Source organism: Rhizobium sp. BK098 (assembly GCF_014193155.1).
GTDB lineage: Bacteria > Pseudomonadota > Alphaproteobacteria > Rhizobiales > Rhizobiaceae > Rhizobium.
The window spans coordinates 624,901-639,467 of record NZ_JACHYY010000002.1 but is presented as its reverse complement, the minus strand read 5'-3'; the positions used below and the strand labels follow the sequence as shown (position 1 = coordinate 639,467).

Sequence of the window (14,567 nt, the reverse complement as noted above, 5' to 3'; positions counted from 1 at the left end):
TGGATGTTCGTGGATCAGTGGCGCCAGTAGCCGCGATGATAGTAATATCCAGGACCGCCAACGACGACGGTCGGACCCCAGAAGAAATCATCGTTGCTTTCCATGAAAGCCCGCTGGTCCGCGCGCCGGCTGAGATCCTGATTCATCAGGCAATTGGCGAAGCTCTGAGTGCCCGGTTTGAAGCCGTAGCCGCTGCATCTGGATGCGTCCGCGGCGCGGATTTCCTCGGCCGTCTGGCAGGAGGAGAGCGCAAGCATGATGGCGAGGAGAGATAGTACGGAAGCTTCGATACGCATGACATGTTATCCTGAATGCGGATTTACAGGCAAAAACTATAGCGCCGCGCGTGGCGGCGCGAAAGGCGTATTCCGCCGCAGGCAGGGTTGCTTACGCCGCTTCCCTCGGCTTTGCCGGCATCCGCTGCAAGAGATCGACGAAGGCATCGGCGAAGCGCAGCAGGTGCTCGGTCTCCCCGTCGGGTTGCAGGAGGCGGATTTCCGCGCCATCTTCGTCCAGCGCGGCAAAGAGGGTGCGCATCGTCGCGTCTCCTTCCGGAATTCGCAGCACCGCCAATCTGCGGCAATCCGGTATCAGCCCTTCAGCCGGCAGATCGAACAGGAAATCGCCCTGTACGGCCGAAGCCGCCTTGCGCACGGCTTCGCAGAAGCCGGGCTCGCCACCGGAAAAACCCTCGAGCGAAAGCTCCAGTTCAAGCAGTTCCAGCGGCAGAAACGGGTCGCTCGCTTCGGCTCCGGTAATCGTTACTCCTGGCAGCGACTGGGCCGCGACGTCTTGAGAAAGCATCGGTTCCATCTCATCAAGTCCTTTCACAGCCTCGATAAAACGCTAAAGAATGGCCTTTTTTAGGAATTTAAGCAAGTGCTCACGTTTTTGGTCTAGGCGTTACTGGTTTGAGCTTCGACAAAACATTGGACGACGATGCCGTGACATTCGATTTATTTTCGGCATTTCTTGATCTAAACATAAGTCGCTTTCCGGGATTCGGTGCATCCGGCTTCCGATCCGACGCGCCGACGAGCCTTTGATGACCATTCGTTTCGACCGTCCTGTCTCACATGCCGCCCGTGCCGCGCGTTTGATCGCTTCATTTGCATTGGTGCTCTGTGGCGTGACGCTGATCGGCCACCGTTTTGCGCCGCTGGAAACGCCTTATTTCGTCCTGCTGCTACTGATTTCTGCCGGCTGCGCGATCCTGGCGGTGCTACTGGCGCTGGTCGGTTTGGCCCAACTATGGCAGAGCGCTGCCATTGGCGGCGTCTCCGCCGTCAAGGCGCTTGTCTATGCCGCTCTGCCGCTCGCCATTCTCGGCCTCGGCGCCGAGCGCTACTGGACGCGCCCACATATCTACGAGATTTCGACCGACCTCAACGATCCGCCTGACTGGCTGGCGACCCCGGATGCGCGGCAACTGTGGCTGCCGCCGCGCCATCTGGTCACGCAGCAGGAGCGCGAGGCGCAGTTCGAGGCCTATCCCGCCTTGATTAGTCGGCGCTACGAAGGGGCGTCCGACCGCGTGTTGGAAGCGGTGCGCAAGGTCGCGCATGATCGCCACATCACCATCGTCAAGGCTGAAGGCGCCGATGTCGCGGACCCGAACGGCAACGTAAAGCCGAAACGCCGTACACGCCCGCAGACCGCCAATCCGGCGCAGGACGGCAGCGCCGCCGGCGATGTGCCCGCCATCGTTCCCGTGCCGACCCCGCGCCCCTTCCGCGATGGAGTTGCGGAACTCATCCGTCAGAATACCGACGTCATCCTGCAGGGTGAAACGCGAACCCGCATTTTCGGCCTGCCATGCGATATATTGATCCGCATTCGCGAGGAGGCGGAAACGACGCTCGTCGATATTCGCGTCGCCTCCCGCTACGGCCAGGATGATCTCGGCGTCAGCGCCGATCTGGCCGATGACTATTTAAAGGCACTGGATGCGGAACTGCTCGGCATCGCCGGAAGCTGAGTTTTCCAATCTCTCCTTCTCCCCTCGAGGAGAAGGTGGCCCGAAGGGTCGGATGAGGGGCTTGCCGCTTTGGATGCGGGAATTTTCGTGCTCTTGACACCCCCTCACCCTGCCCTCTCCTCGAGGGGAGAGGGAGAACCGTGCCCGCCATCAAACTTCTGAAATCGCCGATAATCACCCGTCTCAGCTCACACAGGACGATAGGCGCCCAGGAGCGCCGGCGGTCCATCGGTTTCCACCTGACCCTTCTCGACCAGGTCTTCCAGATGTGCCAGCACCGAAAGGGCGGCTGCGCCATGCAGGCGCGGGTCCGTATCGCGATAGATGGCTTTCACCATGTCCGGGATCAGCCGGTCGCCGGCCTTGATGCGCTCCAGCACGGCGCGCTCGCGCATGCGGCGGTGGGTTCTGAGGCCGCGCATGAAGGAGGCTGGCTCCTTTACCGGACCGCCGTGACCGGGCAGAAACAACCGGTCGTCGCGTGCAAGAAGACGTTCCAGCGAGGTCATATAGTCCGCCATCGAACCATCCGGCGGCGCGACGATCGAGGTCGCCCAGGCCATGACATGGTCGGCCGAAAAGACGATGCCGGTACCGTCGAGTGCGAAGCAGGCGTGGTTGGCCGTATGGCCCGGCGTCAGCAGCGCCGTCAGCTGCCAGCCGTCTCCGGCGACGCTTTGGCCATCGGCAAGCACGATGTCAGGCTGAAACTCCATGTCGGAGCTTTCGGCAAAAGGATTGACCTCGTCCTGATGGAGCGGACGCGCAGCACGGTGCGGCCCTTCGCCGACGGTCAGCGCCCCCGTTGCCTCCTTCAATCGCTTGGCCAGCGGCGAGTGATCGCGATGGGTGTGGCTGACGAAGATATGCGTGACCTCGCGCCCCTTCAGCGCCGCCATCAGGGCAGCGAAATGCTCGTCATTCTCCGGACCGGGATCGATGACGGCGACGGAAGGGCCGCCGACGATGTAGCTGTTGGTGCCGTGGAACGTGAAGGCGCTGGGATTGTTGACCGTCATCCGCTCGATACCGGGCGCAATGGGAACGGCCCGACCATAGGCGGGTTCGAAGGCGAGGTCGAAGTCAGGCGTGCTCATGATTACTTGTATTCGATTTCGATAAAGGACATCGGCTCGGTGCCGGCATTGACGACATTGTGCTCGGCGCCTGCCTCACGCCGATAGGCGGCACCCTTGGCGATATCGACCCGCCTGTCGCCGCCCGGCTCCTCCAGCAGAAACTGGCAATCGGTCATCGGCACCACGACATAGCCGAGGCCATGGACATGATGCCCGGTATCGGCGCCCGGCTCGAAATCCCAGCGCGTGATGCGGCAGACCGCGTCATCGAGAAGCACGGTAGGCACAGCCGGAGGGCGGGCGCGAAACTGGCTCATCAAGCCTCCTTATTTGGAATGCAGTGCAAAAGACCTATCATAGCCGCCTGGAAAGCACACAGAAATATGCGTCCGTGCATCACTTAGTCATTGTAGCGCGATGCGACCTTTGCTAATCAGACGCCGGTTTGGCTGGCGTGACAGCCATTTCCCATGTTGGGGCGTCGCCAAGCGGTAAGGCACCGGTTTTTGGTACCGGCATTCCCAGGTTCGAATCCTGGCGCCCCAGCCACACACTGCTATTGACAAAGCAATTGATTAGTTGACCTTTTTCGGTTTAACGACCGGAGGCTCAACAGGTGTCGATCCTACCCATGCAAGCTTGTTCACGAATGCGCCGCAAGTCTGCATGTCGCCAACCAAGATCGACGCGCCTACGAAGTTCCCGTTCACCCTGTCGCGAGCCTTCTTAACGTCCGCTTCCGTCGCGCCGAGTGCTTTCGCCTGGGCAAGGTTCTTTTCCGCATCGGCGCGCATCTGTACAACAGAACTGTATCCGCCATAAGCCGGACAGTTCGTAGCAATCGTTTCTGCGCCAGCATAGCGGTTAAGATAAGTTTCCATCGGCGATCCGGGGGTGGTTGCACAGCTTGCGAATGCAGATATCACGGCTAATGCCGCAAGAGCTTTCAACTTCATATTAGCACTAATAAAAGTAAATTAACGCTGAAGTTGTAATTAATGACATAAGTTTTGAGATGTCTATAGTGAAATAACGAAGAGTGAGGGGGAAATCTCTTAGGCGCGTGACTTGTAAACAAAAACAGGCAGCCCTCGCAGGCCGCCCGCTGATATGATCTCGGGATGAAGCTTTTGGCCTTAGTCCGTTTGTTCAGCTTTTGCAGTCTTTTCTGGCGGAGCCAGAAGCTCGGCGCAATAGGACGAACCGCTGACGCCAGGCTGGTCGCCGAGAATCTTGACCGAGCGGATTTCGTAGCTCTGGTTGGTGACGATGTCGGCCTTGCAGCTGAGGGAGCGCTTGCCGGCTTTCTTGCCTTCCTTGTTGACGACGGTGACGTTCTTGTAGCCGCCACGCCAAGTGTAGACGCGATTGCCGCCTTCGTCGCGGTCGGAGAGCGGCGGTCCGTAAGCCGCGAAGAAGCGGCCTGCAGACTGGCCCTGCCAGCGATCCTGAACGGGGTTCTTCGCAAGCAGCGGCAGGGCTGCTGTCGTTGTTGTCGTCGTGGTGCTGCAACCGGCCAGCGCCAGCAACAGTCCAGCCGCGGTGATCATGCGGATATTCATCGTGTCGTCCTTGAGCTTCTGTCACGCAAAGGTCGCGGAAAAGCCGCGCTGTCCCACGACATTTCCACCTGTCCCGCTTAGGGCTTTAGCGCCAAAGCCGGCAAAAGAAAATTCCTATCATTGTGTACAAACGGGATTTTACTTGATCTGTTGCGTCTTTTGCACGCCGGCATTTTCGGCCGCTGTTTCCTGCCGATTTTCTAGGCAGATGCGGGTGTAATTTTTTCGTCAAAAATCAAAAGGTTTTTTGAGATTGGTGCTTGTGCATCAAAAATGGCTGGTCTATAGAAGCGCCGCTGGTCACGGAGTGTAGCGCAGTCTGGTAGCGCACCACGTTCGGGACGTGGGGGTCGAGTGTTCGAATCACTCCACTCCGACCAGCTTAAAATACTGATCCTGTTCCCGAAAAATCTCCCGTTTACGAATACTATCTGGCTGGCTTGCGCAAGGCAGGAGTGGTTCCGCCAATATTGTCGCAGCATTTCTATCACGCCGTCCCGCTCCCGGCCGCGGACCGTATGGAGTTTTGCTACAATTCTTCTGGTGCCCGTCGGCCGTTTCCCCAGTCCATCGGCTCACATCCAAACTATGTCTTAGATATGCTTTTGCAAAACCGGCTCTTTTTGTCGCCCGAAGCACCATGTTACAAGGAAGAGGGACGTGCATCCGACTCAGGGCGAGAGTTCGGCTGGCAGGTGCTGGAGCGGAGTAACGGAATGGATCTTATGGACGGGGTGGCCAGATTGGTTGGGGAGACGATCATGGGGTGGCGCCTGCGTAGCGATGCTTTGCGCGGTGATGCTGTCGGGAAGAGATTGGGAATCGCAACCTTCTTTGGGGTGCCGGCGTTGAGCGCCGCGTTTCTTCTGGGTTCCGGCGGTAGTGCCCTGCGCGCCGGCGATTGCGGCAATGTCGCCGGGCCGGGACTGGATTGGAGTGGCTGCAGCAAGGCCAATATCATGCTGCAGAGCAGCGACCTGAAGGGCGCCAATCTGGCCGGCGCGCATTTCGACAGCACCGATCTCAGCGACACCAACCTGACCTCGGCCAACCTCGAAAAGGCTACCCTCGTGCGTGCCTGGCTGAAGAATGCCAAGGCCGACGGCGCCAACTTCGCCAAGATTGAGGCATACCGCTCCGATTTCAGCAACGCTTCTGCCAACGGCGCGTCCTTTGCCAATGCCGAATTGCAGCGAGCCGAATTTGCCGGCGCACAGCTGAAGAACGCTGATTTTCAGAAAGCGGAACTCGGCCGCGCCGATTTCGACAAGGCCGTACTGACGGGGGCGAATTTCTCCTTCGCCAATCTCTCGCGCGCCACCTTGAACGGTGCGGTGATGGACGGGTCGACCTCCTTCAGCGGCGCCTTCATGTATCTGACGCGCATCGAGGGTCTCGATCTGTCGAACGCAAGCGGTCTGCAGCAGGCCCAGATCAATCTGGCTTGTGGGGACAATACGACCATATTGCCGTCTTGGCTGAAGGCGCCGTCCAGCTGGCCTTGCCCTCCCGACGATAAGGACTGATAGTCTCTCCAGGACGGAAACTTCGAAAGACCAAGTCAATGTTTGCAGAAAAAGCGGTCCAGCACGACAGCAAGCCCGAATTCTATCGAGAACTTGCGGATCAGCTGAAGGCCTTGCTTGACGGTGAGCACGATTGGATTGCCAACGCGGCCAATACTTCTGCATTGATCTACCAGATGCTGCCGGACCTCAATTGGGCGGGCTTCTATTTCCTTCAGCAGGAAGACGAGCTTGTGCTGGGGCCGTTCCAGGGCAAGCCAGCCTGCGTCCGCATTGCCGTCGGTCGCGGCGTCTGCGGGACGGCGGTCGAAAGGGCGCAGTCGATCCTCGTCGAGGACGTGCATGCCTTTCCCGGTCACATTGCCTGCGATGCGGCCTCGCGCTCGGAGCTGGTCGTGCCGCTCCTTCGCAATGGAAAGGTCTTCGGCGTCATCGATCTCGACAGCCCGCTTCCCGGCCGCTTTGATGGTGACGATCAGGCCGGCATCGAGGCGCTTGCCGCGATTTATGCTGCCTCAAGCGAAGCGAATAAGTAAGGCGCGGGAAGGGCGAGGCGTCACGCCGTCGTGATCGATATGGCAAATCGATCATGCGATGCCTATATTGGCTCTGCAACCACTCCCTTAGCGCTGATCGAGCTTATTCCGGCCTTCTCCAGTCCTCATTGAGGGCGTCAGGCCAAGCTCGGAAGGCGTGCCAAGGGGCAAGGAGAACAACAATGGGCAAATACAGCAAGACGGCAGAGGCCATCGCCAAGCTCACCCCTGAGCAGTATCGCGTGACGCAGCAGAGCGGCACGGAACGTCCTGGCTCCGGTGAATATCTCTATAACAAGCAGTCCGGCATTTATGTCGATATTGTCTCCGGTGAGCCGCTTTTTGCCTCGGCCGACAAGTTCGATTCCGGCTGCGGCTGGCCGAGCTTTACCAAGCCGATCGAACCCGCCAATGTCAGCGAATTGACCGACAAGTCGCATGGCATGATCCGCGTCGAAGTACGCTCGGCCAATGGCGATAGCCACCTGGGCCATGTTTTCCCGGACGGGCCGATCGATCGCGGCGGCCTGCGCTATTGCATCAATTCCGCCTCGCTCCGCTTCGTGCCGCGTGACCGCATGGAGGCAGAGGGCTATGGTGCCTATATCGATCAAGTGGAGGATGTAAGATGACAACGGAACGTGCAGTTCTCGCCGGCGGTTGCTTCTGGGGTATGCAGGATCTCATCCGCCGTTACAACGGCGTCATCTCGACGCGCGTCGGCTACAGCGGCGGCGATGTCCGCAACGCCACCTATCGCAACCATGGCACCCATGCCGAGGCGATCGAAATCATTTTCGATCCGCAGAAGATCAGCTATCGCGATCTGCTGGAGTTCTTCTTCCAGATCCACGATCCCTCCACGCGCAACCGCCAGGGCAACGATGTCGGCTTGAGTTACCGCTCGGCGATCTTCTACACCAGCGAAGAGCAGAAGCAGGTCGCCTTGGATACGATCGCCGATGTCGACGCTTCCGGCCTGTGGCCTGGCAAGGTCGTCACCGAGGTCGCACCGGTCGGCGACTTTTGGCAGGCCGAGCCGGAGCACCAGGATTATCTGGAGCGCTATCCGAACGGCTATACCTGCCATTTTGTCCGGCCGGGCTGGAAACTGCCCCGCCGGCAGGCCAACGCAGCACAGCGCGCGGCCTCATGATGAAAGGATCGGCCGGTACTGACCGGTTGAACCTCTATCTCGGCACATGGGAGGTGAAGCGGCGAATCCTCGATCGCTTCAACTGCTCCCTGCTCACATTCGAAGGGCAGGCGTTTGTCACGCCTGTCCAGTTCGAGGAGCACGGTGAGACGCGAAGCGATCACGCAACGCTGAGAAGTAGCCGCACCTATCGGCTCGATGACGCGTACGACCATCTCGTCGTGCGCTTCCCCAATCTTTCGGAGTTCATTCGCATCGGAGACAGTGCCTCGCAGCGCGTCACCCATCATTGCGGTCCCGATCTCTATCGGGGCCATCTGTTCTTTCGCTCGCCGGATACTTGGGCGGAGGTGTGGCATGTGCGCGGGCCTAGAAAAAACTATCTGAGCCTCGCGCACTACCGGCGCGTTTAACCTGAACCTGTCTCCCGAATGAGAGACGGCGTTAGCGTACCCGTCGCCGTGCCTGAACGGCCTTTGCCAGGTCTTCCAGCGTACGGACCGAGGTCGGCCAGTCGATACAGCCATCGGTGATGCTCTGGCCATAGACCAGCGGCTTGCCCGGTACGAGATCCTGGCGGCCGGCCACCAGATTGCTCTCCATCATCATGCCCTTGATCCGCCGGTCGCCGGCTGCAACCTGCTCGGCGACTGACGTGACGACGAGCAGCTGGTTTTCCGGATTCTTGCTACTGTTGGCATGGCTGGCATCGATGATGATGCGCGGCTCGAGCCCGACCTTGAGGGATTGTTCCGCCGTTGCCTGCACGCTTGCGGCATCATAATTGGGCTCTTTGCCGCCGCGCAAGATGATATGGCAGTCCTCATTGCCGCGGGTCGAGGCGATCGCAGCAAGACCTTCCTTGGTTACTGCCGGAAAATGATGCGGTTGCGATGCCGCGACGATCGCGTCGAGCGCGATGCGCACATCGCCATTCGTGCCATTCTTGAAACCGACGGGGCAGGAGAGGCCGGATGCCAGCTGACGATGCACCTGGCTCTCGGTTGTCCTCGCGCCGATCGCCCCCCAGCTCACCAGATCGGAAATATATTGCGGCGTGATCGTATCGAGATATTCACAGCCTGCCGGCAAGCCGATCTCGTTGACATCGAACAGCAGCTTGCGGGCAATGCGCAGACCTTCTTCGATGCGGTAGCTGCCGTCGAGATGCGGGTCGTTGATCAGGCCCTTCCAGCCCACCGTCGTGCGCGGTTTCTCGAAATAGACGCGCATGATGATTTCGAGATCGTCGGCGAAGCGATCCCGCTGTTCTTTCAGTCGCGCCGCGTAATCGAGCGCTGCGGCCGGATCGTGGATGGAGCAGGGGCCGATGACGACGATCAGCCGGTCGTCTTCATCACGCAGAATGTTGTGAACGGCGTTGCGCGCGCCGGTAACGGTCGCCGTCACGGCTTCGTCGCGAGGGATTTCGTCAATGATCCGAGAGGGCGGCGTCAGCGCCGTGATCTCGACAATGCGCAAGTCGTCGGTGGAATTCAACACGGTATCGGTTCCTTTTGGGGTCATACCGTGGCGACAAAAAAGCCGCCAGGTAGACTAGCGGCTGGTTCGGGTCTTTTGCTGTCGTGTCTCTTCTAACTACGCACAGGCCCGCCTCCGCTGAGAGCAGCGGTACGAATAAAATCGCGAGGCATATGCGAAGGTCAAAGACATGGGTCGTCTCTACGATAAAAAATGCCTGATGTCGATGAGGGAGAATGAGAATTGAGAGGGCAGCGTCAAGACGCCTTCATTCGGGAACGAAATGCCCATCTGCCCGCTCCCGCACCCTTCGCGCCGAAGCCCCCGGTAAGCTAATCCCTAGCCTGCCCGAGAGAAATAACGAACCCCTGGCTCGGAAGGACCGGCCCCACTTCGCTGGAAGTCAGGCCGATCCCCATCCGATCAGGGGTCAAGTCAGATCAGATCTCGTAAACGAGCTATTAGAAGCTGCGCTGGAAGCGGAGAACGCCAGCCCACTGGTCCTGATTGATGGAGTCCCAGTTGGTGTAGGAAACTTCCGGCGTGATCTGGAGGTTCTTGACCGGGTTCCACTTGACGTTTGCCGTCGCTGCGAAGATCTTCGAGTCGGTGTAGGCAACCTGAGCGTTAGCCTGCAGCTTTTCGTTGATCGGAACGGTGACGCCGCCCCAAACAGCCCAGTCGCCCCAGCCGATATTCTTGGCAGGGCCGGCACCGTTGGCGTTTGCGTACTTGTTCAGCTTGTCGCCATCGGTGTTCCAGCCGCCCATCAAGAAGGCCTTGAAGACGCCGAAGTCGGCATCGACGCGAGCCTTGATGGCGCCTTCTTCGACGATCGAGTCGTAACCGCCGACGATCTTGAAGCCGAAGTTGCCAGCCTTGTAACCAGCACCGGCAACAACGTCAGGGATGTAGTGGTTGGTGCTGTCTTCGCCGTTGACGCCCTTAGCGCCCGAACCGGAATTGCTGTCTTCAACCGAGACCACAGCCGTGAAGCCGTTGCCGGCGTCGTAGTTGTAGGTCAACTGGTTGAGTTCGTACGGGCCGTCATTGACCACGTCGTCGTTGATGACGCCGCCAGCGTAACCGATGTACGAGTTGTACTGGGAGTCAGCCTTACCGACGAGGAAACCGCCGAGGCTGATGTTTGCGAACAGCAGCTTCGTGGTGGTCGCGCCGCCATCCTGCCAGTCGAAGCGGATGACCGTGTTGGTCTTCAGCGGACCGTATTCAGTGTCGGTTGCCGTGTCGAGGCTCAGATGAGCACGCGTGTGCCACAGCGTACCGTTATGGCTGTCCGGGTTGTAGGCATCGTACCACTTGCCTTCGGTACGGACATAACCGCCGATCTTGAGGCAGGTTTCCGAGCCCGGGATGAAGAAGTAGCCAGCGCCATATGCGTCGCAGATGCGGACGTATTCGAGCGGTTCCGGCTCGGCAGCAACGATAGCGTCGGCTGCGTGAGCGCCAGAAACTGCTGCCAGGGCAGCAGCGGAGCCGAGAAGAAGGCTCTTGATGTTCATAAAAACTCCAATCCAATATAGATTGGGCATAGGCTATCGCGCCGAAAATCGACGTGCCCTTACCCTATCCCTGTTTAAAACCCCGACTCGGGAGAAACGGGCCCCACCCGCTTCTGGTCGCTATTAAAAGCGATTTCCTGCAAAGTTATATGATATATTTTTCTCGGGATGACTTTTTCGTGAAATTTAAGTTTCAGTTGCAAGAAAGCAACATTCAAGCACAAACATAATAAGAGCAGCATAATATTGGCTGCGTAATAGTCACTTCGAGGTACGATAGAAGGCTGTGTCCTCTTCGAATATTATTTTATGATAACGTTATTTGATAATATTGCCGGCGTCCGGATATTCGAGCGCAATTGTCAATTTGACCGCCGGAGCATTACCGCCACGAGGCATATGCTCGCGATTGATATTGCGTTTCCCGTGTTTCCCGTGCCGGCAGTATCAGGCGGGTCGCTTCGAAGCTGAGGTAAGGAGCTTGCTCAGCATTGAGCCGATCATGATGCCCCAAAGCCCGCTGGTCATGCCAACGATAATGTCTAGCGTCGAACCAAAATTCCCGTTCGCCAGGAGATGCGAAACGGAAAGCGCCAGTACGCTACCGATCATCAAAAGGCAGGTGAAAGAGGGGGATTGCGGATAAGCGAGGCGGGCCAGCATGCCTGCGACACAGAGTGCGGCAGCGCGAAAAATGTCGAACGGATTGCCGAATGCGGCCTGCCAATTGAAATGTGCGAGCGTCACGCCGACGAGCGCCGCTATATAGGTCCAGGCAATAATCTTCAAAAACCGGTCTGATATCATGCGGATATGATATAGCAGCGGCGGATATAAACGCCAGCCTGGCGCTGCTGCGGAGAGCGTTCGCAGATGGATCTGGCGCGCACATTTTATGTGGCCTCGAAACATTCTGTTGCAGCGTGGCAGATTTTCAGCCTTCGATCGGCCTTCTTGTTATGCCGGGTTGGGGCGGACTGACCGAGTAATTTTCCGGTCAGCCGCCAACATTGCTTAGGCGTTCGATACGCTCATCGTATCCTCTTCCTCTCCCGGTTGTTCGGCATCTTCTGCGACGGCGCTTGCTGACGATCGGCCGAGGAAGGAAAAGACGACGGCTGCCGTCAATACGGTGATGCCGGTCAGGAGCCAGAGCAGCGTGCTGAAGGCGTCGCCATAGCCCCGGATAAGAGCATCGTGACCGATCGCGGGCACATTCGATGCTGCGGCGGCCAGATTGCCGGTTACGAGCTGCTGTGCAGCCATAGCGGCGTGCTCACCGAGCTTCGACTGGATAAAGGCGGAGAGAACGGCGCTGACGATGGCAAGCGCGACCCCTTCGCCGGCGACGCGGGTGGTGCTGAAAATGCCGGTTGCCATGCCGGCTCGCTCCTTGGGAACAACGCTGACGGCGAGCCCATCCATCAATCCCCAGGGCAGGCTGATGCCGACGCCGATCGTCAGCAGCGGGCCGATGAGGACAAACGGAGCCGAGCCTGCTGCAAAATGGCTGAGCCAGAAAAGGCCTGCCGCCGAGATGATGAGGCCGGTGCCGCAGATCGTTGCGGGGCTGAACCAGCGGGTGAGAAGTCCTGCAACGATCGGCAGGATGAGCAGCGGTGCCGACAGCGCGACCATCATCCGCCCGGCGGCGATCTCGCTCATGCCTTCGATGCCGACGAACCGCACGGGCAGCAGGATCAGCAAAACGACGAAGGCATAGGCCGGCGCTGCCGCCAGAAGCTGCACGCCGACGAAACGCGGATAGCGAAAGAGGCTGAGATCCAGCATGGGCCGTTTCACGACGCGCTCGACGATGCCGAAAGCAAGGAAGAACAGTGCTGCGCCGGCCAGCAGGGCGAGGACGAGCGGATCGCTCCAGCCGGTTTCCGGCGCGCGCAGCACGCCATAGGTGAAGAGCGTCAAGGCAAGCGTGAAGCTCAGTGCGCCCGGCCAATCCAGCCCCGCCGCGTCGGGATCTTTGGATTCGCGCAGGAAGCAGGCGCCGAGGCCAAGAGCGAGCAACGCGAGGGCGACCACGAGAATGAAGATGGACGGCCAGCCGAAGGCATCGATCATCAGGCCGGACGCGATTGGCCCGAAGGCGAGACCGACGCCGAAGCTGGAGCCGACGATGCTGAAAGCACGCATCCGCGCCGTGGCGTCGAACTCCTGCGCCAGCGAGGCCATGCCGCCGGAAAAAGCGGCGGCTGCGCCAAGGCCCTGCAGTGCCCGCAATATGTCGAACCAGACGATGTTGCCGGCTAGCGCCAAGCCGGCTGAGAAGAGCGCGAAGCAGCCGACGCCAGCCAGGAAGATACGCCGTCGGCCAAAGCTGTCTGCCAGCGCGCCGGATGCCATCAGGCAGCTGCCGAAGGTCAGCATAAAGGCGTTGGTGACCCAATTGAGTGCGATCGGGCTGCCGCCGAGCGTGCGGCTGATGGCCGGTAAGGCAACAGCGGGGCCGGTGAATGTCAGCGGCATCGCCGCTGCAGCGCAGCAGACGGCGACAAGGACGAAGAATTTCTCGGTCGGACTTGCGACCTTTGTCTGGGGAGAAGTCATCGGATTACCGTGAGGTTTGAGCAAAGGGGAAGTGGCGGGCAATCCTGGGAGTGGTGCTGGCCAAAGGCCGGCGCCCGCGCGCTTCAAATGACTCAGGCAGGATATATTTGCTGTAATCGGATGATAATTGCGCTAGTTTTCCATATATACCGGAATAAAACTCTCTAATGGAATGCGCGCATGGATCGTTTGAGCGGCCTGACGGCCTTTGTTCGCACTGCGGATCTCGGCAGCTTTGCCGCTGCCGGACGCGTGCTCGGCCTTTCGGCATCCGCCGTCGGCAAGGCGGTCAGCAATCTGGAGCATCAGCTTGGCGTCCGGCTGCTGCAGCGTTCCACACGCAGCATCCGGCTGACGGAGGAGGGGCGTCTCTTTCACGAACGCTGCCGGCGGGTGCTCGACGATCTCGAGGATGCGCAGGCCTCGCTTGCGCAGGCGGTTGCCGTGCCACGCGGGCGTTTGCGCGTCAGTGTGCCGATCGTCAGCTATCACTTCCTCTTGCCCGTCGTGCCGGAATTCGTGGCCCGTTATCCCGAGGTCGAACTCGACATCGATTTCAACGACCGTATCGTCGATATGATCGAGGAGGGGGTTGATGTTGCGATCCGCAGCGGCGACCTGCCGGATTCCCGGCTGATATCGGGCACCTTGCGTCCGTTTCAGATGCTGCTCTGCGCCGCGCCCAGCTATCTCGAACGCTTCGGTATTCCCGGTTGCCCGCGTGATCTCAACGAGCATCTGGCTGTCAGGTTTCGCTTTCCCAACAGCGGCAAGCTGCAGGATTGGCCGCTGACGATGCCCGAAGGCGAGCCGGATCTGCGCATGCGAACGGCCTTCTCCTGCAACAATATGGAGGCGGTGCGCGGCGCGACCGTTGCCGGCCTCGGCATCGGCTGCATGCCGGATTTCCTCGTGCGCAGTACGCTTGCGGAAGGAAAGCTCAGAACCGTTCTCGATGATTTTATCGACGAACCCGGCCATTTTCATCTGCTTTGGCCGTCCAATCGCCATATGTCGCCCAAGGTTCGGGTTTTCGTCGATTTTCTGAGCGAGCGGTTGTTTGCAAAGAGCTGTGATGTTTTGCCGGCGACGACCGCTGCCTGAGACACAGATCATCGTATCGGCTTGAGGCCCGCTTGCCTGCCAAGCGAGATAATTTC

17 protein-coding genes and 2 tRNA genes are annotated in these 14,567 nt (G+C 59.3%); 9 read left to right on the top strand and 10 right to left on the bottom strand.

Annotation, left to right across the window (positions count from 1 at the left end; genetic code table 11):
* Nucleotides 1-14: 14 nt before the first annotated feature.
* Together FHT73_RS08010 and FHT73_RS08005 are read right to left on the bottom strand one after the other, a co-directional pair.
* Nucleotides 15-296 carry a hypothetical protein gene (locus FHT73_RS08010; RefSeq protein WP_112605838.1) on the bottom strand — a complete coding sequence of 94 codons (282 nt, stop codon included), beginning with the start codon at nt 294-296 and terminating at the stop codon, nt 15-17.
* Between the two features lie 91 nt (nt 297-387).
* Nucleotides 388-804 carry a hypothetical protein gene (locus FHT73_RS08005; protein WP_112606081.1) on the bottom strand — a complete coding sequence of 139 codons (417 nt, stop codon included), beginning with the start codon at nt 802-804 and terminating at the stop codon, nt 388-390.
* A 241-nt stretch (nt 805-1,045) separates the two neighbouring features.
* On the opposite strand from FHT73_RS08005, the gene FHT73_RS08000 reads away from it, so the two are divergent.
* Entirely contained in the window at nt 1,046-1,978 is a 933-nt protein-coding gene (locus FHT73_RS08000; RefSeq protein WP_112605835.1) for a DUF1499 domain-containing protein, read from the top strand.
* Nucleotides 1,979-2,166: 188 nt separating this feature from the next.
* On the opposite strand, the gene FHT73_RS07995 is transcribed toward FHT73_RS08000, so the two are convergent.
* Nucleotides 2,167-3,075, bottom strand: a complete 909-nt coding sequence (locus tag FHT73_RS07995; protein ID WP_183710824.1) for an MBL fold metallo-hydrolase — start codon at nt 3,073-3,075, stop codon at nt 2,167-2,169.
* A 2-nt stretch (nt 3,076-3,077) separates the two neighbouring features.
* Nucleotides 3,078-3,374, bottom strand: a complete 297-nt coding sequence (locus tag FHT73_RS07990) for a cupin domain-containing protein (RefSeq protein ID WP_112605829.1) — start codon at nt 3,372-3,374, stop codon at nt 3,078-3,080.
* Between the two features lie 157 nt (nt 3,375-3,531).
* Here FHT73_RS07990 and FHT73_RS07985 point away from each other — a divergent pair.
* Nucleotides 3,532-3,606, top strand: a tRNA-Gln gene (locus FHT73_RS07985).
* A 26-nt stretch (nt 3,607-3,632) separates the two neighbouring features.
* Here FHT73_RS07985 and FHT73_RS07980 read toward each other — a convergent pair.
* Nucleotides 3,633-3,938, bottom strand: a complete 306-nt coding sequence (locus tag FHT73_RS07980; RefSeq protein WP_246712050.1) for a hypothetical protein — start codon at nt 3,936-3,938, stop codon at nt 3,633-3,635.
* Between the two features lie 255 nt (nt 3,939-4,193).
* Nucleotides 4,194-4,619, bottom strand: coding sequence for a hypothetical protein (locus FHT73_RS07975; RefSeq protein WP_112605823.1), 426 nt, complete (start codon nt 4,617-4,619; stop codon nt 4,194-4,196).
* A 303-nt stretch (nt 4,620-4,922) separates the two neighbouring features.
* Here FHT73_RS07975 and FHT73_RS07970 point away from each other — a divergent pair.
* From FHT73_RS07970 to FHT73_RS07945, 6 genes are all read left to right on the top strand, one after another.
* Nucleotides 4,923-4,999 (top strand) — tRNA-Pro (locus FHT73_RS07970).
* A gap of 435 nt (nt 5,000-5,434) precedes the next feature.
* Entirely contained in the window at nt 5,435-6,145 is a 711-nt protein-coding gene (locus FHT73_RS07965; RefSeq protein ID WP_183711123.1) for a pentapeptide repeat-containing protein, read from the top strand.
* A 38-nt stretch (nt 6,146-6,183) separates the two neighbouring features.
* The gene (locus tag FHT73_RS07960) at nt 6,184-6,681 is read left to right on the top strand and encodes a GAF domain-containing protein (protein ID WP_183710820.1); all 498 of its coding nucleotides are present in this window, start codon (nt 6,184-6,186) and stop codon (nt 6,679-6,681) included.
* Between the two features lie 182 nt (nt 6,682-6,863).
* Entirely contained in the window at nt 6,864-7,313 is a 450-nt protein-coding gene (gene msrB / locus FHT73_RS07955) for a peptide-methionine (R)-S-oxide reductase MsrB (protein WP_112335536.1), read from the top strand.
* Nucleotides 7,310-7,837 (top strand): peptide-methionine (S)-S-oxide reductase MsrA, encoded by a 528-nt coding sequence (gene msrA, locus FHT73_RS07950; protein ID WP_183710818.1) that lies wholly within the window; start codon nt 7,310-7,312, stop codon nt 7,835-7,837. The genes msrB and msrA overlap by 4 nt, the downstream gene beginning before the upstream one ends.
* Nucleotides 7,834-8,250 carry a DUF6314 family protein gene (locus FHT73_RS07945; RefSeq protein ID WP_183710816.1) on the top strand — a complete coding sequence of 139 codons (417 nt, stop codon included), beginning with the start codon at nt 7,834-7,836 and terminating at the stop codon, nt 8,248-8,250. Before msrA ends, FHT73_RS07945 begins: the two co-directional genes overlap by 4 nt.
* Nucleotides 8,251-8,281: 31 nt before the next feature.
* Here the strand turns inward: FHT73_RS07945 and FHT73_RS07940 are convergent, their stop codons facing one another.
* The 4 genes from FHT73_RS07940 to FHT73_RS07925 all read right to left on the bottom strand — a co-directional run bounded on the left by FHT73_RS07940 (nt 8,282) and on the right by FHT73_RS07925 (nt 13,407).
* Nucleotides 8,282-9,340 (bottom strand): 3-deoxy-7-phosphoheptulonate synthase, encoded by a 1,059-nt coding sequence (locus FHT73_RS07940; RefSeq protein ID WP_348648122.1) that lies wholly within the window; start codon nt 9,338-9,340, stop codon nt 8,282-8,284.
* A 440-nt stretch (nt 9,341-9,780) separates the two neighbouring features.
* Entirely contained in the window at nt 9,781-10,842 is a 1,062-nt protein-coding gene (locus tag FHT73_RS07935) for a porin (RefSeq protein WP_112335540.1), read from the bottom strand.
* Nucleotides 10,843-11,289: 447 nt separating this feature from the next.
* On the bottom strand, nt 11,290-11,631 hold the full coding sequence (locus tag FHT73_RS07930; RefSeq protein ID WP_112398286.1) for a hypothetical protein: 342 nt from the start codon (nt 11,629-11,631) through the stop codon (nt 11,290-11,292).
* Nucleotides 11,632-11,856: 225 nt separating this feature from the next.
* Nucleotides 11,857-13,407 carry an MFS transporter gene (locus FHT73_RS07925; RefSeq protein WP_183710812.1) on the bottom strand — a complete coding sequence of 517 codons (1,551 nt, stop codon included), beginning with the start codon at nt 13,405-13,407 and terminating at the stop codon, nt 11,857-11,859.
* A 180-nt stretch (nt 13,408-13,587) separates the two neighbouring features.
* Here FHT73_RS07925 and FHT73_RS07920 point away from each other — a divergent pair, with 180 nt between their 5' ends.
* Complete coding sequence (locus FHT73_RS07920) at nt 13,588-14,511, top strand: LysR family transcriptional regulator (protein ID WP_183710810.1); 924 nt, start codon at nt 13,588-13,590, stop codon at nt 14,509-14,511.
* Nucleotides 14,512-14,567: the final 56 nt, after the last annotated feature.